This window comes from Shewanella sp. (assembly GCF_041630135.1).
In the GTDB taxonomy this organism is placed as follows: domain Bacteria; phylum Pseudomonadota; class Gammaproteobacteria; order Enterobacterales; family Shewanellaceae; genus Shewanella.
This window is the reverse complement of sequence record NZ_JBFKLW010000013.1, coordinates 41,497-57,866: the sequence shown is the minus strand read 5'-3', so window position 1 is coordinate 57,866 and position 16,370 is coordinate 41,497. Positions and strand designations below refer to the sequence as shown.

Here is a 16,370-nt window from a genome sequence, read left to right as displayed (position 1 = left end):
CCTGATGGCTGCTTTTTATTTGGGTGTAGACCATGTTCAGATTAAGTCCAAGGGCTGGAATCAACTCCCAACGCTTTGGTTGGCGATTTTTATTTCCAGAGTTTGCCCCGGACGTATGGCGCTGCTTGTAAGTTGGTTCCAACTCATGAGTTCAGTAATCTTGACGTTGAATTTTTTGGCAATAACAGATAGTGAATCGCCACGTCTTACACTGTAGGTCATAGATTTTTTGTCTGAGACTGCGTCAGGCCACACCGTTAACAGTTGCCCTTTTTTAATCACTGCATGAGAGTCAAGCTTGTTCCATTGGCGAAGTTCATCAATGGTAATTCCATGATTATTAGCTATTTTCCAGAGGCTGTCACCCGACTTTACCCTGTAGTGCAATGCAGGTTGTTGCCTTGCTGCATTGGCCTGACTGCTGTTGTCTGCACCAGCGGGTACTATTAGCTCTTTCCCGGCAATAAGGCGATTGTCTTTCATTTGGTTCATTTGCTTCAGTACCTGTGGTGTGGTGCCGAAGCGGTGGGCAATAACGGACAGTGAATCACCCCGATTAATCTTATAACGTTGCCAACTTACCCGATTTTCAACGGGTGTTTGGGCAAGGGCAACCACAAAGTTTTCAACTTTATCCGAGGGGAGCAATATTTTGTGTGGCCCTTTGGGCGCGGTAGCCCATTGGCGGAAACCTGGGTTCAGCGCTTTGAGTTCATTGATGTCCAACCCCGCCATTTCTGCGGCCAGTTCGATTTCTATCTGGCTGCCGATGTCTACGACATCAAGTACTGCCTCGTTCTTTAGTGTTGGCAATGTTAACTCATATTGATCTGCGTGCTTTATCACATCAGCTAATGCCAGCAAATTAGGCACATAATTACGGGTTTCTTTGGGAAGTTGCAGTGCCCAAATATCAACAGGCTTACCGAGGCGCTCATTGTGTTTTACCGCACTCAAAACCCGGCCTTCTCCGCTGTTATAGGCGGCGATGGCATAGTGCCAATTCTGACCTGTCCGGTCATAGAGGTATTCCAAAAAGTCTGCAGCTGCTTTGGTTGATGCCCGTACATCGTTGCGCCCGTCATACCACCAGTTCATTTTTAAACCGAAGTAACGTGCTATGGGTGGCGTAAACTGCCACAGGCCTGATGCGCTCGCGTGTGAAATAGCCTGGGGATCGAAAGCACTTTCGATGGCAGGCAGCAGGGCAAGCTCTAGTGGCAAACCGCGACTGTCTAATTCTTCGACGATATGGTAAAGGAAGGGTTCTGCACGATTGAAAACCAATTCGAGATGACGGGGATCTTCCAGCAGACGATTACGATAGGGAGCAATATAGTCTTCGTTGGGTGATTCCCATTGCATACCATCCTGTAATCTTTGCCATAAATCCTTGACCTCAACCTGACTATGCTCAACTGTCACTGAGTCTGGCAATGATGGTGTTTCGGCGATCAGTACCTGATTAAAGTCAGTTTCATTTTCGGTGGTTGAATGATCATATGGTGTCAGTTGGCATCCGGACAACAGCAAAACGCCGCCGGTTAACAGTAAATTGTAGTGTCGCATTGTGACAGGCAACCCTCTTTGTTTTTGGTTTTATAGCCCAGCCTGGTGGGCCTGTTGCGAGCATTAGATTAAAGCCAAAGGCGGCCAGTGTTTTGTTGGCTGCTCACAAAAAGACCGTCATGTTACCTTAAAGTTCAGAAATTGTCTTTCCAGCGCCGTAAAAGGGCGAGGCAGGTCACTGCATCCGGTATTATTTGGCGCCAATGTTGAGAAACGGCACTGGTAATAGCGGGGTGTTCTACCCGTAAAAATGGGTTAATGGCCATCTCGGTTTCGAGTGTCGATGGGACAGAGGGCTGCTGGGCTGCACGGATTTTTTCAACAGTGTTAACGTAGGCTGCCAGTGCCTGATTGTCGGGATCCACTGCCTGGGCAAACCTGAGATTTGAGAGCGTGTATTCGTGGGCGCAGTAAACCTTGGTATCTTTGGGCAGCGTTTTTAGTTTTGCCAGTGAAGCATAAAGCTGCTCTGGCGTGCCTTCAAATAGCCTGCCGCAACCAGCCGAAAAAAGGGTATCGCCGCAAAACAGAGCCTTGTCCATCACAAATGCAAGGTGATCCAGGGTGTGACCGGGTACGCCAAGTACACGCAGGGTAACTGAGTTCTCATCGTCACCGGGAATTTTCAACGAAAAAATATCGCCATCAGTACATGGCACATCGGTAAATTCAGAAGATGGGGCGCCGTAAACGGCAAAACTATGGCCTTGATGTCGTGCCCATGCACGCAGCCGAGAGATACCGCCACTGTGGTCATCATGATGATGTGTTAGCAGTACGGCATCGATGCGCAAATATTCCTGTTCAAGTCTGTCAATCACAGGGATGGCATCTCCGGGGTCAACCAAAATGACTCCTTGACTCTTATCGTGGGGGCGAAGCATCCAGATGTAGTTATCGTTAAAGGCGGCAATCGGCGTTATTGACGACATAAGGCGGTTCGGTCAAAAGATTAAGAGGTAGCCGAGTGTGTCACGGCATTATGATGAAAGTACAGTGAAAACCTCTTCACGATTGTTACGCTTACCAGGGATTTAATTACATCGTCCAGTGAGGGGATAGCGTGGGGTTGGGGCAGTGCCATAGTTTAAAAAATTGCGGTATGCTGGTGGCACCGAACAATTTTATCAATTGCTCATGACTCAAGCCCCGGAGCCCTGGCAGGCGCTGCCAGCACACCCACAGTTGATGACAGCGGTAAACCAGACCTTGGCTTACTGGTGGCCGAGAGTCTTTGGCTATCACTTGTTAAAATTGGGAGAGTTGTCCTCTTCGCTGGATACATCAGCCTGTAAAATTGGCCATCAAATTACGCTTGACTGTGCAGAAGGCCTTGGCGTTCAGGCCGAATTTCACCAATTACCTTTCCAAAACGCCTGTATTGATGCAGTGCTGATGAGTCTGCTGCTGGAATTTGAACCTGACCCGTACCGGATTTTGCGCGAGGCCGACAGAGTGCTTATCAGTGGTGGATACCTTTTTATCGTAGGGTGTAATCCATTGAGCAGCCTTTTTTTGGGTAAGTTATTGCCATCACATCGCGAGCGTGCTCCTTGGGATGGTCAGTTTTTTCTACCGTCAAGGGTCAGGGATTGGTTGGGGCTGCTGGGATATCAGGTTGTCAGCGACGAGCGCTTTTTTTATCACCCGCTGATTGGCTCGCCTGAGCGTTTTGGCTTCTGGCAGGATGTGCTGCAGGCATGGTTACCCGGTGCCGGCAGTTTTTACCTGATTGTGGCTCGTAAAATCGACATACCGCTCACGCCTGTTGGCGCAAAGTGGAAACTCAGACAGCCCAAATGGTCAACGGCCACCAGTGCCGGCCGCGCAAGCCGGATAAATAGGGCCATGACTGAAGAGTAGGGCGTGTAATCAATGAAAATGACGTTAAGGCAGCTTGAGGTATTCGAAGCCGTTGCAAGGCAAGGGCAGGTGAGTCGCGCCGCCGATGAGCTGGGCATGACGGGCCCCGCGGCTTCAATGGCGCTTGGTGAGCTGGAAAAACAGCTGTCAGTTCGGCTGTTTGAGCGGATAGGCAATCGCCTTAAACTGAATGCTCAGGGTAGTCAATTATTGCCTCTCGTCACCGAATTTTTGCATCAGGCTGAAAAAATAGAGGGGCTTTTTTCTGCCCGTTCATCAGTACTTGCCGGTGAATTGAAAGTAGGGGCCAGTACCACCATAGGCAACTTCTTACTGGCAAAGTCGGCGGTGGCTTTTGGTCAGCAGCACAGTGAAACCCTGGTAGACGTTTCTATTCACAATACGACAAAGGTTATCGAGCAAGTTGCTGATTTCGATGTAGAGCTTGGTTTTATTGAAGGGCACTGTATCGACAGACGCTTAACTGTTACTCCCTGGCACAAAGACAGCCTGAAGGTGTTTTGCCATCCGGCGCACCCTCTTGCGGGTAAACTGGTGTCGGTAGAGGATGTGCGCGGTCAGCCCTGGGTGCTAAGGGAAGAAGGCTCTGGAACCCGTGAAGTTTTTGTCAATGCGGCCCACGATTTGGGGCTGCATCCTGAGGCGCGGTTTTGTTTCTCCACCGCCGATGCCATCAAGCTTGCAGTAAAGCAGGGCGCGGGGCTGGGAGTATTGTCGCAACTGGCGCTTGAGCGTGAACTTGCCAGAAGGGAGCTTGGGCTGGTTGAGATTGAAGGCCTTTCGCTCACACGTCAGTTCTTTCTTATTCGCCACAAGAGCCGCCAGCCAACGGCGTTAGCTGAGGCCTTTGTCGCATTCTGCAAAAGATTCTTCGATATCCGACCTTAAGCTGAATGTACGGTATAGCACGATACTGCACGGCACGGTGAATAGCACTGCTGATTCATTCACACAGATGCCTGGTAACCTTCATCCACCGTGGTTGGATTTGCTTCGGCCGCTTCGCGGGCAAGGGTATCACAGCGCTCGTTTTCCTCATGCCCCGCGTGTCCCTTCACCCATCGCCAATCCACCTTATGTTTGGCGGCCGCTGCATCGAGGCGCTTCCACAAGTCGACATTCTTTACCGGCGTTTTGCTGGCGGTAACCCAACCTTTTTTCTTCCAGCCATGGATCCATTCGGTGATCCCCTGACGCATATACTGGCTATCACTGGTGAGTACCACATCACAGGGCTCTTTTAAGGCTTCCAGCGCCAGTATCGGGGCCAGCAGCTCCATACGGTTGTTGGTGGTAAGAGCATAGCCGCCTGACAATTCTTTACGGTGCTGCTTATAGATCATTACCACGCCGTAGCCACCCGGTCCCGGGTTGCCAAGGCAGGATCCGTCGGTGTAAATCCGGATCTGTTTGTGTTCGCTCATCAAGTTGTTACCATAGTCATGATTCCCGGCGAGTATAACCGTTTTTCGCCTTATAAAGGCCAGAATTTCCTATGAATATCATTTCCAGCGCCGAAAGGCAGATCATTCTCGATACCGAAACCACAGGTATGAACCAAGGGGCAGGTGCTGTTTACCTTGGCCATCGAATTATTGAAATTGGTTGTGTGGAGGTGATTAATCGCCGTCCCACAGGTCGTACCTATCATCAATATCTTAATCCCGGTCAACTGATTGATGAAGAAGCCATTGCGGTTCACGGTATTACCAACGAGCGGGTAGCCGCCGAACCCAGATTTCATGAGGTGGCCAGTGACTTTATAGAGTTTATCCGCGGTGCCGAACTGGTGGCACATAACGCATCGTTCGATATGAGTTTTATTAACCACGAGTTCTCCATGCTGAGTCCAAGAGGCCCGGTGGTAGAAGACATCTGTGATGTACTTGACTCGCTGGCCGTGGCTAAATTTTTACATCCGGGACAAAAGAACAATCTGGATGCGCTCTGTAAGCGTTATGGCATAGACAATTCCCGCCGCACATATCACGGCGCTTTGCTCGACGCTGAAATTCTGGCCGACGTGTATCTCATAATGACCGGCGGCCAAACCAAATTTAATTTGAATGCGGATGAAGGCGGCCAGGCTGACGGCGGTATCATGCGACTGCAGGACAACCGAGCACCACTTAAAGTTGTTCGCGCAACGGCCGATGAACTGGATAATCATGAAAAACGGCTTGATTTGGTAGGCAAATCGGGCAAATGCCTCTGGCGGGGATAATCACCTTGTTCAAAGCCTTGCATCTATTGCTGCTTATTTTTATCTGCGGTGGCTCGGCCAATGTTTCTGCGGCCGAGTCTGTACCGCAGGAACAGGCGCGGGAACTTAAAAATCGGTTTCGCATTGACCACATGGTCGACCGTCTCACGCTGATCGTGCAGCGAGATTATGGTTCGGCGCCGGTGGTTGTTGTGTTACCCGATGGTTCCAAATGGTATGCCGGTAGACACCCTGACACAGTGAAATGGACCGACGGTGTAACCGGCGACATCATAACCATCGAAAATCCCGAGCCCGGCCCGTGGCAATTGTTGGGTAAGGTTACCGAAGGCTCCAGATTGGTGATGGTCAGCGACCTGTCGATAGAGATTGATCCTCTGCCACAACCTCTATATCAGGGCGAACGGATCAAGGTAGCTGCCAGGCTGATGGGTGACAAAGAACGCCTGAGAATGCCGGGCCTTGATTATCTGGTGGAGTGGACTGCCAGGTTCATCAGTAACCATCAACCCGGCGACGAAAATTTTGCAACGGGAACCCTCACAATAGGCAGCTACAAGGATGACGGCGAAGAACTGGACGGACGCCCTGATGATGGGCTTTTTACCGGTAAACTTAATTTGAATCAGCCCTGGGGGCATTATAAGTATCTTGTCCGGGCTCGAAACAATGTGTTTGAAAGGGAGTTGGAAACAGAGATTTTACTTTCAGAACATCCTATCGAACTTGAGCTTATCTCGCCTGATGATCCTTTGACCGGGCGCTATAAGCTGGGCATAACCATTAATGCTGAAGCGCTTAAGGTATCAGAGACATTGCTTGAGTTGGAACTCGTCGGTCCGGCTGGTTTGCAATTACCACTGACAATCTCCGAACTCGATTCCGATAATGCTGAATTTGTGTTACCCGAAGTCCATGAATTCGGCAGCTATCGCCTGAAAGGCGACGCCTTTGCAACGACTCATGAAGGCCGTGAAATTGTTCTCAGTCTCCCTGAGCAGTTTTTTAACCTGATTGAACCACCAGCGCCGCCCCCCAGCCCAGAGGAGATGGCGGCCCGAGAAGCTGCCATTGCTGCGCAGCAGGAAGCAGAAGCAAAAGAGCAAGCGATGTTTTTGCTGATCGGCATTAACCTGGGATTGTTACTTTTGGGGGTTGGTGGCCTGATATTCTGGCGTAAACGGCAGGCACTTAAAAAAGCACTGGAAGGGGCTGCTGCTGAAGCCGCGTCCAGAACGGCGTCTGAGAAGAGCGTAAAAGAGACATTGGATGATATTGATTTAACTATTCCAGATGATTAACGCGGCTTAATTTTATGGGGTGGTTGAAATTTAACCCGTTGGTTTAAAAGTTTAAAAAAGCCGTTGACCGGAATTTTTCGACTGGATATTATCCAGAAATCAATTGGGGAGCGGTAGTTCAGTTGGTTAGAATACCGGCCTGTCACGCCGGGGGTCGCGGGTTCGAGTCCCGTCCGCTCCGCCAACATTAATCAAGCCCAAGCTTTTAAATAGCTTGGGCTTTTTGATTTTTAGCCTTTAGCCATCCTCTTCAGAAGGTGGTTTAAAAAAGCTGGAAATAAATAACGCCCCATTTAAGAGGCGTTATTTATTTCTAGCAACCCATCAGTCTGGTTTTTTCTGCCGTGTGGTCGTGTTGCCGCTCTCTTTGCCGGAGGTGTTGGTATTCTCACCGTTGGTAACGGGGCTTTGCTCACTGTCCTGCTCGCCCTTTGCTTTATCGTCGCCGGGCTTCTTAGGTTCGCCAAACTGGGGCATTTTAAACTTGGCGCTGTACTTGAGTACTGCCAGGTTGGACAAAATCACCCCAATCACAAGGGCAATGATAAGTACCACTTCCAATGTCGACATAGAGGCGCCGTTCATCAGTCTACCTTCAGGCGATTTTCACAGCGGCGGATATCTTCTGGCGTATCCACTTCCGGTGAGTCGAAGGCACTGATGGCAACTTTGATTTTGTGGCCATATTCCAGTGCGCGCAGCTGTTCGAGCTTCTCAAGATCTTCAAGACGCCCAAGCGGCAGGCTATTGAAAGTGTGCACAAAACGGCGGGTATAGGCGTAAACACCCAGATGCTTGTACACCGGATACTCGCTCACGTCGCGGCCGAAGGGAATGCGGGCGCGGGAGAAGTAGAGGGCATTCATGTCGTTGTCGAACACCATCTTCACGTGCTTGGGATCGTCAAGCTCGGTTTTGTCGGTGATTTGATAGCCCAGGGTGGCCATCTCAAACTCGCCCGGATGACGTTTGAACAGCTCGATAATCTGCTCGATGGAAATCGGATCGATAAGCGGCTGATCCCCTTGCAGGTTAATCACCAAATCGTCGTCGCCCAGACCCAGCTGGGTGATGGCGTCTTCGATACGGTCGGTGCCGGATGCGGCATCAGCGCCTGTCATCACCACCTTGCCACCGAAGGCTTCAACGGCATCCTTGATGCGTTCATCGTCCGTGGCCACGTAAATGGCGCTGAGGCCCTTGGCAAGTCCGGCACGCTCGTATACGTGTTGGATCATGGGTTTGCCATTGATGGGGGCCAGAGGCTTTCCGGGAAAACGGCTGGAGCCGTAGCGGGCCGGAATAAGCAGGGTCACGTTCATGGATAAATCCTTAGCACAAAGAAACAGGGCTCCCGCAGGAGCCCGGCTACACAAAACTAGATGCGGCGATACAGCTTGGTCAGCATCTCGTCGGTGACTTTCTCTTCCCAGCCGTCGCCATAGACGTTGTGCCACAGCGGACCGAGGCTCTTGGCCACTTTCACCATGCGGGCGATAGTTTCGTCAGGCAGATCTTTACAGATGTCCTTTGGCAGGGTGATGTTGTGCTTTTCCATCATGGTACGGAATTCGGCCACGCCGGCTGGGTAGAATTCTTCCAGCACGTTGAAGGCGATACAGTTACCGATACCGTGGTGGTAGCCCAGTACATAACCCAGACCATAAGACAGGGCGTGACAGGCACCCACCTGGCTGTAAGCGATAGACATGCCGCCCATGTAAGAGGCCATCATCAGCTTGTCGTCTTTCTCTGGATGGTCATCCAGATACACTTCGCGGCACAGTTCCAGTGATTTCTCGCCGAAGGCCTTGGAGTATTCATTCAGGAAGGTGCCTTCCAGCGACTCGATACAGTGAATGTAGCAGTCCATACCTGTGTAGAACCACTGATCCACAGGCACGCCGGCAATCAGCTCAGGATCCATGATGATCTGGTCGAACACGGTGAAGTCAGAGTTCAGACCCAGTTTACGCTCAGGGCCACACAGCACTGCAGTACGTGAAGCTTCGGCGCCGGTACCGGAAATGGTTGGAATACCAATGTGGTGCACCGCAGCAACTTTAATCAGATCCCAGCCCTGGTACATGGCAGAGCCACCTGGGTTGGTCAGCATCAAAGACACGGCCTTGGCCAGATCCATGGTGGAGCCGCCGCCCAGACCTACTACGCTTACCGGCAGCTTGCTGTTAAAAGCCTGAACTTCTTCGGTCAGGGCATCAACCTGAATGGTAGAAGGTTCTTCGTCTACGTTAACCCAAATAATCTTGTCGTGGGCCTTGGCAGGAATGCGACCTTCCAGTGGCTTACCCTGGTGTACATCGTCAACCAGAAATACCACGAAATCCTCGTCGCTTTTACGCTCGGCAGCCAGCACTTCGTCCAGCTGGTTAAAGGCGCCGCGACCGAAGATCATCTTAGGTACAGCTTTGAAATTTCTGAATTTCATGCAAAAGACTCCCGTCTATTATTGGGCAAATGCCTTCTTGATGTTGGCAATACGCTGCTGGATCTGTTCTTCAGTCCAGCTGAGCTTGATGAGCATGGAAATGGTGCGGCTCATGATTGCATCGGATTTTGGCACAGAAACCTGAGTGTAGTCAGGCTTGTCGGCCACCAGTGTGATCGGCAGCGCGGCTGGTGCAGTCAGATTCTGGATGTGGTTCCAGTTCTTCAGGTAGTGCCAGTTGTTCACGTACCAGTAGAAGCAGCCATCCACACCGTTGGCAGCCAGCGCCTTGTTGATTTCATGGGTGCGCGCCTCGGTAGGCAGCATAAAGGACAGGAAGCCGGCGTTGTCGCCTTCTGGATCCGGGATAACGCGGAAGCTTACTTCGGGGATCTCGGCCATGGCGTCTTTAATCAGCTTTTTGTTTTTACGCTGAATGTCGAGGATGGTGTCGAGCTTACGCAGCTGTGCCAGACCCAGGGCAGCGTTCATTTCGCTGATGCGGAAGTTCAGACCCATGATAGGGTGCTTCTCGGCACCGCGATCGTTGCCAATGTGGTCGTGACCGTGGTCAGAGAACATGTGGCTGTGGTTGTAGATGGTTTCGTCGTTGGTGATAACGGCTCCGCCTTCGCCACAGGAAATGGTTTTCACTGAGTCAAAAGAGAAACAACCTACCTGACCAATGGTACCCAGGCCTTTGCCCTTGTAGCTGCCGCCGATGGCCTGACAGGCATCTTCCAGCAGAACGATACCGTGCTCATCACAAATGGCCTTGATTTCGTCCATGTGACCCATGGAGCCACACATATGCACAAAGTTCACCGCCTTGGTGCGTGGGGTAATGGCCGCGCGAATGCCTTCGGGTGAAAGACACAGGGTCTCGTCGATTTCGGCAAATACAGGTACGGCACCAGCCATCATGATGGCTTCAACCGTGGCAACAAAGGTAAAGGGAGGCACGATTACTTCGTCGCCGGCACCAATGCCAGCGGCCATCAGTGCTGTGGTGAGGGCAGAGGTACCGCTTGACAGCAGGTGGGCGTGCTTTACGCCGATTTTTTCACACAGCAGCTGTTCAAATTCACGGCTCTTCCAGCGGCCATTGCGCATGCCATCGAAGTTGTAACGGAAGGTAAAGCCGTGCTCCATAACATCTGCGACTTCCTGCTTTTCTTCAGGACCAAAAATTTCAAAACCGGGCATGGAAGTGATTCTCCTAAAATTCTGTGCATAGCGCCTGTGGCGCAATGAAAAACCCAACGATTATAACTGGGTTGGCAACTTGATAGCGATAAGCAGGCGCGAAAAAATTAAAAAAGGCAGTCATATGACTGCCCTGTATCAATATGGGGTGAAGCGGTGAATGTACGGCAACTTTACTGCGCGACAAACGCGTTGCGATCGACTGTTACATCGAGATCGGTAAGCAGCCCATTATCGATACCATAGATCCAGCCGTGAATGGCCAGTTCCTGACCTCTTGACCAGGCTTCCTGCACTATGTTGGTGGCACTGACATTGGCCACCTGCTCAATCACGTTGAGCTCGCAAAGACGGTCGAAGCGCGTCTTATCATCAAGCTTTGTCAGTTCTTCATGGTGCAGACGATGAATATCACGAAGGTGCCCCAGCCAATTGTCGATAAGACCCAGCCTTGCCGTTCCCATGGCCGCCCGTACGCCGCCACAGCCATAGTGGCCAACCACCATGATGTGCTTCACTTTGAGAACATCTACGGCATATTGCAGCACCGACAGACAGTTGAGGTCGGTGTGAATAACCATATTGGCGATATTGCGGTGCACAAAGACTTCGCCCGGCAGGAGGTCGATAATCTGGTTGGAGGGCACACGGCTGTCGGAGCAGCCAATCCACAGGTATTCAGGGCTTTGCTGTTTGGCCAGAGTTTCGAAAAAGCCCGGGTTTTCCTGTTGAATGCGCTGGGCCCATCGACGGTTATTGTCGAACAAGGGTTTGAGTAATTTCATGTTATTGTCGTAATTTGGCGAAATGCAGCGTCAGTGTATCAGGATTTATTCCTGTGGCTGGTCAATCCATTTAAAAAATTGAGATAGAACCCAAATTACTGAATAGCAGCTGAAAAAAAGCCCCTTAACGGGGCTTTTTACTGGTTATGAAATGTCAGAATCTGGCGATAACTTTTACCGAGTCATTCACACTGGCTGCATCCACAAAACCAATCATGTTGGGGTTGGCTGCTACCAGACTGACCATTTCGGCATCTTCCACAGTCTTTGGCGGCTGTCCCTGACCGGAGAACACCAGCTTAGACCAATAGGCTTTGAGCTGGCTTTCGGATTTGCCAAGCACCTTATCAACAAATGCACTGCGAATGGCGCTGCCTTCTTTTAGATCCAGTGGTACCACAGGTCCGCCCCCCGGAAAGGTTTTTAACTTGCCAAGGTATATGCGGGATATGTCGCCGTTATCCATGGCAACGCCATTGCTGGGGTGAACCACTACGGCGACTTCCGCCATGGCAGCTGGCGCCAGCACCATCAGACCCAGAGTGATAAGGCCCGGTATCAGCACAGAGGTAAACTTATTCATCATGCTTCTCCTTAAAAGACCAGGTCAACGCCCATGAGGAGCACCTGTCCGTCAGCCGCTGGGCCTTTGTCATTGGTAAAGTCGGTGTATTCCATCTTAAAGGCAGCAGAGGGATGGAAATCCCAACGCATGCCAAGGGTGTAGTAATAGCTGTCCTGTTGCTGGGTTTCCAGTGCCATTTTTGTGCCTGCCATCAGTGGTGCCAGCTGTGCCTGCACAGGCCCCGGGGCGGCGTTATACACAGGTAGCATAGCGTCATAGGCATCGTACTGGGGCGTGTTTTCATCCCATCCATAAGTAGCGTGCAAGGTGATGGAATCAAACCGGATCCCGGCTGACACAAATGCTGAGTCTTGCAACGCGAAAGCGCTGGGATCAAGGTCAATACTGGTGTACTCCGCCAGAATGAACCAGTTGCCAGGATCGTACTTACCGTGAATTCCTATGATGGAAGCTGAATCGTCTATGGGTAAAATCTCATCGCCGGTGTCTGCAGGAAACAGGCCCGTGCCGTCAACGGCCGTCGCCAAGGCTATTAAATCCGGGTATTCGTAGCTGAGTTCTGCCACATAGCCGAGGTTTAAGCCGTATTCGAAGTCACCGGTGGTAAAGTTAAGATTAACGATATGACCCTTGGCGGAATACGGCGCCGGGGCAACATTGGTGCCGGATGGCACATAGTCATCGATAGCAGAGGTAATGTACTTGTAGGTGATGCCAACATCGGTATCACCCCACAAGGTTGAATACACCAGCCCAACACCCTCACCGCTGCTGAAGGGCAGTGAATACACGCCCTGAGGTGGCATTATCCAGTGATAGGCGTAGCCTACATCGATGTAGTCCGAATACTTGTAGAGGTTAAAGCGTTGTCTGCCGGCCATCAGCATCAAATTGTCTGTGATGTCGTAGGACAGATAGGCCCACTCAAAATCAACGTCATAGTCGTTTCGGCCGCGGGAAAGCAATTGCGCTGTTGCCCTCAGCCCACCGCCCAGATCTGCTGCAACCTGAATGGCAAACTTGGTGTTTTGGTTGAAATCAATCTCGCTGTCGTAACCGTAAAGGGATTCATCATCATCAAGGCTGCTGCCAGCCACTATGGAAGCGAAACCATTGATTTGGATTTCCGCCCATACCCCGGGAGAGGCTAGTATGGCGGCAATGGTCGCTGCGACTGCACTTTTTCTCATGGCTCTTAGTCCTTTTGAGGGGGAAAGACAGTTTAAAGCTAGTTGATAAATAGAAAAATTCACCTTTTGGTAACAAAAAGGAGCCTTACGGCTCCTCATAACAGCATTCAGCTGAAATCAGTGCAGGTGCTTGCTGAAAAAGGCCAGCAGCGCATCGTTTACAAAAGCGCTTTGCTCGAGACAGGATATGTGGCCAGCGGCAGGGATGTGAACCAGCTTGCTGCCATCAATGGCTTCATGCATCAAATAGCTTTCCAGTACACTTCGGGCTTTGTCTTCCACTCCCACCATGATAAGTACTGGCAGAGTGAGTTTGTGCACATCGTCCATGGTGTCGCGCCGGCCAAACACCAAACGACCCATGCGCTCGATATCGGCGATGCGCGCTCCCTCAAGGCTGGTAAGGCTGGCAGCAAAGGCACTGGTATGACGCTCATCCGGGCTGTTTGAGAAAAACAGCGGTACTATGGCATCAATCATGGGGCCAGGGATACCGCCAGCGGCTGTTATCGCATCCAACATGCCATAGTATTTGGCGCGGGTAATTTCCGGCTCAAAGCCGATAAAGCTGTCCATCATCACCAGCGTCTGCACCCGGGCAGGGGCCTTTAATGCAAGCTCTGCGCCCCACATGGCGCCCACGCTGAGCCCCAGGATAGAAAACTCTTTTATATTAAGGTCATCCATCAGCGCCAGCATGTCATCGGCCACAATGCGCAGGCTGTTCACCCGAGGTGGTACAGACCCTGATAGGCCATGGCCGTGCAAGTCCACCGCAATCACCCGAAATTGCTTTGCAAGTACTTCAAGCTGTTCACACCACATCTGGCTGTCCCACAAGTAACTGTGGCCAAGCAGGAGTACAGGACCCTGGCCCATATCAAGATAACTTAAGTGGGTATCTGCAAGTTGAAAGCTGTGTCTGAAGGCATCAAAGGAAGTCATAAAACATCATCCAGTGTAAAAGTCGGTGGGGCATAATAACGGACATAACGGTCGACCAGCTCATCGAGACGCACAAGCACTGCATCCTTTAATGCCAATGGCTGAGTCTGTAAGTGTCGGCAAAGCTCGGCAGTGTCGAACGCGGCCTGCAGAGGCTCGGCTTCGGGTGCAAAGCTTATATGCCAGGGTTCAGGTGATACGCCACTTTTACCTTGCTGATAAGGCAGGAAAAAACCAAAGCGGGCAGCGTTTTGGTCCAGCCAGCAGGCTAGGGCGTGGCAGGGCCCACCTTGGCTATATTCGGCGGTGTTGAGCTGTAGCGCATCCCGGCTGATGTTGCCTGCATCGTACAAATCCAGATCGGTTCCCAAATGATGTCGGGAACAGCCAGGCAGCGCGGACCACAGTAAAATGGTACTGACTATTTCATCATTGCTGAGCGCGCTGATATCGATAGGTTGGCCTGTGGCATCAAACAGTGGTCGCTTGCCTTCGGCTTTGCCATTCCAAATGGTGAGCTGACGGCCAAAATCACGATATGCCGAGGTAATGGCCATAGCTATGCCATCGGCAGCGGCGGCTTGTTTCATAGCCAGATACGCCCTGGCAGTACCAGGGCGCATTAAAAAGCCGTCGGCATTTACCAGTTCAGGCTGGCTTAAGCCGTAGATTGAGGCTCTGGCGCCAAGGGGCATTATCGGCACAGTAGTTTTTCCAATATGCGTTGGTAGCAGCTGGTCAAAAGCTCAAGATCGCTGGCTTTAACGCATTCGTTAACCTTATGAATCGTGGCGTTTACCGGGCCCAATTCAATCACCTGAGCGCCTGTGGGGGCAATAAAGCGGCCATCGGAGGTCCCCCCCGTGGTTTGCGGATCGGTGTGAATACCCGTCACCTCAAAAATGGCTTCGCGGGTGGCTTCCAGCAGAGGACCATCGCCGGTCAAAAACGGCAGACCGTTGAATACCCAGTTGATATCGTAATCGAGGCCATGGGCATCAAGAATGCCAAGAACCCGACTGATCAGGGTTTCTGCCGTCACTTCGGTGGAGTAACGGAAGTTGAACATCACCCTGAGTTCGCCCGGGATCACGTTGGACGCGCCGGTGCCGGCATTGATATTGGCTATTTGGAAGCTGGTGGGCGGGAAGAACTCGTTGCCCTTGTCCCACTCGATGCGGGCAAGCTCAGCCAGCGCAGGTGCTGCCTTGTGCACCGGGTTATCGGCCAAATGCGGATAAGCCACATGACCCTGAATGCCTTTTACGGTGAGGTTGCCGGTGAGGCTGCCGCGGCGACCATTTTTCACCACATCACCAAGCTGGTGAGTGCTCGATGGCTCGCCAACCAACGCCCAGGTGATTTTCTCGTTGCGGGCTTCAAGGGTATCTACCACCCGCACCGTACCATTGATAAAGGGGCCTTCTTCATCGGAGGTAATCAGGAATGCGACTGAGCCGGGATGGTTTGGATGTTCTGCCACAAACCGTTCGGCGGCCACCACCATGGCGGCAAGGGAGCCTTTCATATCGGCGGCACCGCGGCCATGGATATAACCGTCAATCACCACAGGGTCAAAGGGCGGCGTGTGCCAGCGGTTCATATCGCCAACGGGCACCACATCGGTGTGGCCGGCAAAGCAAAACAGTGGCCCTTCGGTTCCACGGCGGGCCCAGAGATTGGTGGTGTCTTCAAACACCATGGGCTCAATGTTAAAGCCGATGGCGGCCAGGCGCTTGGCCATCAGTTCCTGGCAGCCTTCATCGAGGGGGGTGACCGACGGGCGCGATATCAGCTCGCGGGTCAGTTCAATCACGTCACTGTGGGTGTTATGGCTCATTGGCCGAATACCTCGCTGTACAGCTTGTCGTTAAAGCCGGTGTACACCGCGTCGCCCTTAACCAGCACCGGACGTTTGATAAGGGTGGGGTTGTCCAGCATCAGTGCAACGGCCTTGGTGGCGTCAATATCCTGCTTTTGCTCATCGGTCAGGGCACGGAAACTGGTAGATTTTTTGTTCAACAGCGGCTCAAATCCGATGCGCTCAACCCAGTCGTTCAGCTGCTCAGCAGCCAGACCATCGACACGAAAATCATGGAAAGGAACGGTATGGCCGTTGGCTTCGAGCCACTTACGGGCCTTCTTTACGGTATCGCAGTTTTTGGGAGAAATGCCGTACATTATGGGCGTGGACTTTGTTAATGTCGTCATAGAGTTCAGAGTATTAAGAT

Annotated in this window: 18 protein-coding genes and 1 tRNA gene; 5 read left to right on the top strand and 14 right to left on the bottom strand. The window is 51.7% G+C overall.

What is annotated here, in order from left to right; genetic code table 11:
• Positions 1-60: 60 nt before the first annotated feature.
• Both ABYK60_RS05535 and gloB read right to left on the bottom strand, forming a co-directional pair.
• On the bottom strand, positions 61-1,569 hold the full coding sequence (locus tag ABYK60_RS05535; protein ID WP_372870927.1) for a LysM peptidoglycan-binding domain-containing protein: 1,509 nt from the start codon (positions 1,567-1,569) through the stop codon (positions 61-63).
• 134 nt (positions 1,570-1,703) lie between these two features.
• Positions 1,704-2,501, bottom strand: a complete 798-nt coding sequence (gene gloB / locus ABYK60_RS05530) for a hydroxyacylglutathione hydrolase (RefSeq protein WP_372870926.1) — start codon at positions 2,499-2,501, stop codon at positions 1,704-1,706.
• A 205-nt stretch (positions 2,502-2,706) separates the two neighbouring features.
• Between gloB and ABYK60_RS05525 the strand changes: the two genes are divergently transcribed.
• On the top strand, positions 2,707-3,432 hold the full coding sequence (locus ABYK60_RS05525; protein WP_372870924.1) for a class I SAM-dependent methyltransferase: 726 nt from the start codon (positions 2,707-2,709) through the stop codon (positions 3,430-3,432).
• 12 nt (positions 3,433-3,444) lie between these two features.
• Positions 3,445-4,341 carry a LysR substrate-binding domain-containing protein gene (locus ABYK60_RS05520; protein ID WP_372870922.1) on the top strand — a complete coding sequence of 299 codons (897 nt, stop codon included), beginning with the start codon at positions 3,445-3,447 and terminating at the stop codon, positions 4,339-4,341.
• Positions 4,342-4,400: 59 nt separating this feature from the next.
• Here ABYK60_RS05520 and rnhA read toward each other — a convergent pair whose 3' ends face one another.
• Entirely contained in the window at positions 4,401-4,877 is a 477-nt protein-coding gene (rnhA, locus tag ABYK60_RS05515; RefSeq protein WP_372870921.1) for a ribonuclease HI, read from the bottom strand.
• A 71-nt stretch (positions 4,878-4,948) separates the two neighbouring features.
• On the opposite strand from rnhA, the gene dnaQ reads away from it, so the two are divergent.
• The 3 genes from dnaQ to ABYK60_RS05500 all read left to right on the top strand — a co-directional run bounded on the left by dnaQ (position 4,949) and on the right by ABYK60_RS05500 (position 7,162).
• Positions 4,949-5,677, top strand: coding sequence for a DNA polymerase III subunit epsilon (gene dnaQ / locus ABYK60_RS05510; RefSeq protein ID WP_372870920.1), 729 nt, complete (start codon positions 4,949-4,951; stop codon positions 5,675-5,677).
• A gap of 5 nt (positions 5,678-5,682) precedes the next feature.
• On the top strand, positions 5,683-6,978 hold the full coding sequence (locus tag ABYK60_RS05505) for a TIGR03503 family protein (protein ID WP_372870919.1): 1,296 nt from the start codon (positions 5,683-5,685) through the stop codon (positions 6,976-6,978).
• Between the two features lie 107 nt (positions 6,979-7,085).
• A tRNA-Asp gene (locus ABYK60_RS05500) sits at positions 7,086-7,162 on the top strand.
• Between the two features lie 140 nt (positions 7,163-7,302).
• Here ABYK60_RS05500 and ABYK60_RS05495 read toward each other — a convergent pair.
• The 11 genes from ABYK60_RS05495 to ABYK60_RS05445 form a co-directional block, all read right to left on the bottom strand.
• Positions 7,303-7,548, bottom strand: a complete 246-nt coding sequence (locus ABYK60_RS05495; RefSeq protein WP_372870948.1) for a DUF2897 family protein — start codon at positions 7,546-7,548, stop codon at positions 7,303-7,305.
• A 14-nt stretch (positions 7,549-7,562) separates the two neighbouring features.
• Entirely contained in the window at positions 7,563-8,300 is a 738-nt protein-coding gene (gene kdsB / locus ABYK60_RS05490) for an 8-amino-3,8-dideoxy-manno-octulosonate cytidylyltransferase KdsB (protein ID WP_372870918.1), read from the bottom strand.
• Positions 8,301-8,356: 56 nt separating this feature from the next.
• Positions 8,357-9,427, bottom strand: a complete 1,071-nt coding sequence (gene kdnB / locus ABYK60_RS05485) for a 3-deoxy-alpha-D-manno-octulosonate 8-oxidase KdnB (RefSeq protein ID WP_372870917.1) — start codon at positions 9,425-9,427, stop codon at positions 8,357-8,359.
• Positions 9,428-9,445: 18 nt separating this feature from the next.
• A complete protein-coding gene (kdnA, locus tag ABYK60_RS05480; protein WP_372870916.1) occupies positions 9,446-10,633 on the bottom strand; it encodes an 8-amino-3,8-dideoxy-alpha-D-manno-octulosonate transaminase KdnA in 1,188 nt (395 codons plus the stop codon).
• Positions 10,634-10,806: 173 nt separating this feature from the next.
• On the bottom strand, positions 10,807-11,418 hold the full coding sequence (gene can, locus ABYK60_RS05475) for a carbonate dehydratase (protein ID WP_372870915.1): 612 nt from the start codon (positions 11,416-11,418) through the stop codon (positions 10,807-10,809).
• 154 nt (positions 11,419-11,572) lie between these two features.
• Positions 11,573-11,950 carry a phosphate ABC transporter substrate-binding protein gene (locus ABYK60_RS05470; protein ID WP_372870947.1) on the bottom strand — a complete coding sequence of 126 codons (378 nt, stop codon included), beginning with the start codon at positions 11,948-11,950 and terminating at the stop codon, positions 11,573-11,575.
• A gap of 62 nt (positions 11,951-12,012) precedes the next feature.
• Complete coding sequence (locus tag ABYK60_RS05465) at positions 12,013-13,194, bottom strand: porin (RefSeq protein ID WP_372870914.1); 1,182 nt, start codon at positions 13,192-13,194, stop codon at positions 12,013-12,015.
• Between the two features lie 117 nt (positions 13,195-13,311).
• Positions 13,312-14,139 (bottom strand): alpha/beta fold hydrolase, encoded by an 828-nt coding sequence (locus ABYK60_RS05460; protein ID WP_372870913.1) that lies wholly within the window; start codon positions 14,137-14,139, stop codon positions 13,312-13,314.
• A complete protein-coding gene (locus tag ABYK60_RS05455; protein WP_372870946.1) occupies positions 14,136-14,834 on the bottom strand; it encodes a M15 family metallopeptidase in 699 nt (232 codons plus the stop codon). The genes ABYK60_RS05460 and ABYK60_RS05455 overlap by 4 nt, the downstream gene beginning before the upstream one ends.
• Positions 14,834-15,979 carry a succinyl-diaminopimelate desuccinylase gene (gene dapE, locus ABYK60_RS05450; RefSeq protein WP_372870912.1) on the bottom strand — a complete coding sequence of 382 codons (1,146 nt, stop codon included), beginning with the start codon at positions 15,977-15,979 and terminating at the stop codon, positions 14,834-14,836. Before dapE ends, ABYK60_RS05455 begins: the two co-directional genes overlap by 1 nt.
• Positions 15,976-16,350 (bottom strand): arsenate reductase, encoded by a 375-nt coding sequence (locus ABYK60_RS05445; RefSeq protein ID WP_372870911.1) that lies wholly within the window; start codon positions 16,348-16,350, stop codon positions 15,976-15,978. The genes dapE and ABYK60_RS05445 overlap by 4 nt, the downstream gene beginning before the upstream one ends.
• Between the last annotated feature and the right edge of the window lie 20 nt (positions 16,351-16,370).

Excerpts from the sequence above, each read along its gene's own strand:
- dapE (WP_372870912.1), bottom strand. The coding sequence starts at position 15,979 with ATGAGCCATAACACCCACAGTGACGTGATTGAACTGACCCGCGAGCTG.
- dnaQ (WP_372870920.1), top strand. The coding sequence starts at position 4,949 with ATGAATATCATTTCCAGCGCCGAAAGGCAGATCATTCTCGATACCGAA.
- kdsB (WP_372870918.1), bottom strand. The coding sequence starts at position 8,300 with ATGAACGTGACCCTGCTTATTCCGGCCCGCTACGGCTCCAGCCGTTTT.
- gloB (WP_372870926.1), bottom strand. The coding sequence starts at position 2,501 with ATGTCGTCAATAACGCCGATTGCCGCCTTTAACGATAACTACATCTGG.
- ABYK60_RS05445 (WP_372870911.1), bottom strand. The coding sequence starts at position 16,350 with ATGACGACATTAACAAAGTCCACGCCCATAATGTACGGCATTTCTCCC.
- kdnA (WP_372870916.1), bottom strand. The coding sequence starts at position 10,633 with ATGCCCGGTTTTGAAATTTTTGGTCCTGAAGAAAAGCAGGAAGTCGCA.
- ABYK60_RS05520 (WP_372870922.1), top strand. The coding sequence starts at position 3,445 with ATGAAAATGACGTTAAGGCAGCTTGAGGTATTCGAAGCCGTTGCAAGG.
- ABYK60_RS05460 (WP_372870913.1), bottom strand. The coding sequence starts at position 14,139 with ATGACTTCCTTTGATGCCTTCAGACACAGCTTTCAACTTGCAGATACC.
- ABYK60_RS05465 (WP_372870914.1), bottom strand. The coding sequence starts at position 13,194 with ATGAGAAAAAGTGCAGTCGCAGCGACCATTGCCGCCATACTAGCCTCT.
- kdnB (WP_372870917.1), bottom strand. The coding sequence starts at position 9,427 with ATGAAATTCAGAAATTTCAAAGCTGTACCTAAGATGATCTTCGGTCGC.
- ABYK60_RS05495 (WP_372870948.1), bottom strand. The coding sequence starts at position 7,548 with ATGTCGACATTGGAAGTGGTACTTATCATTGCCCTTGTGATTGGGGTG.
- ABYK60_RS05535 (WP_372870927.1), bottom strand. The coding sequence starts at position 1,569 with ATGCGACACTACAATTTACTGTTAACCGGCGGCGTTTTGCTGTTGTCC.
- can (WP_372870915.1), bottom strand. The coding sequence starts at position 11,418 with ATGAAATTACTCAAACCCTTGTTCGACAATAACCGTCGATGGGCCCAG.
- ABYK60_RS05470 (WP_372870947.1), bottom strand. The coding sequence starts at position 11,950 with ATGGTGCTGGCGCCAGCTGCCATGGCGGAAGTCGCCGTAGTGGTTCAC.
- ABYK60_RS05525 (WP_372870924.1), top strand. The coding sequence starts at position 2,707 with ATGACTCAAGCCCCGGAGCCCTGGCAGGCGCTGCCAGCACACCCACAG.
- rnhA (WP_372870921.1), bottom strand. The coding sequence starts at position 4,877 with ATGAGCGAACACAAACAGATCCGGATTTACACCGACGGATCCTGCCTT.
- ABYK60_RS05455 (WP_372870946.1), bottom strand. The coding sequence starts at position 14,834 with ATGCCCCTTGGCGCCAGAGCCTCAATCTACGGCTTAAGCCAGCCTGAA.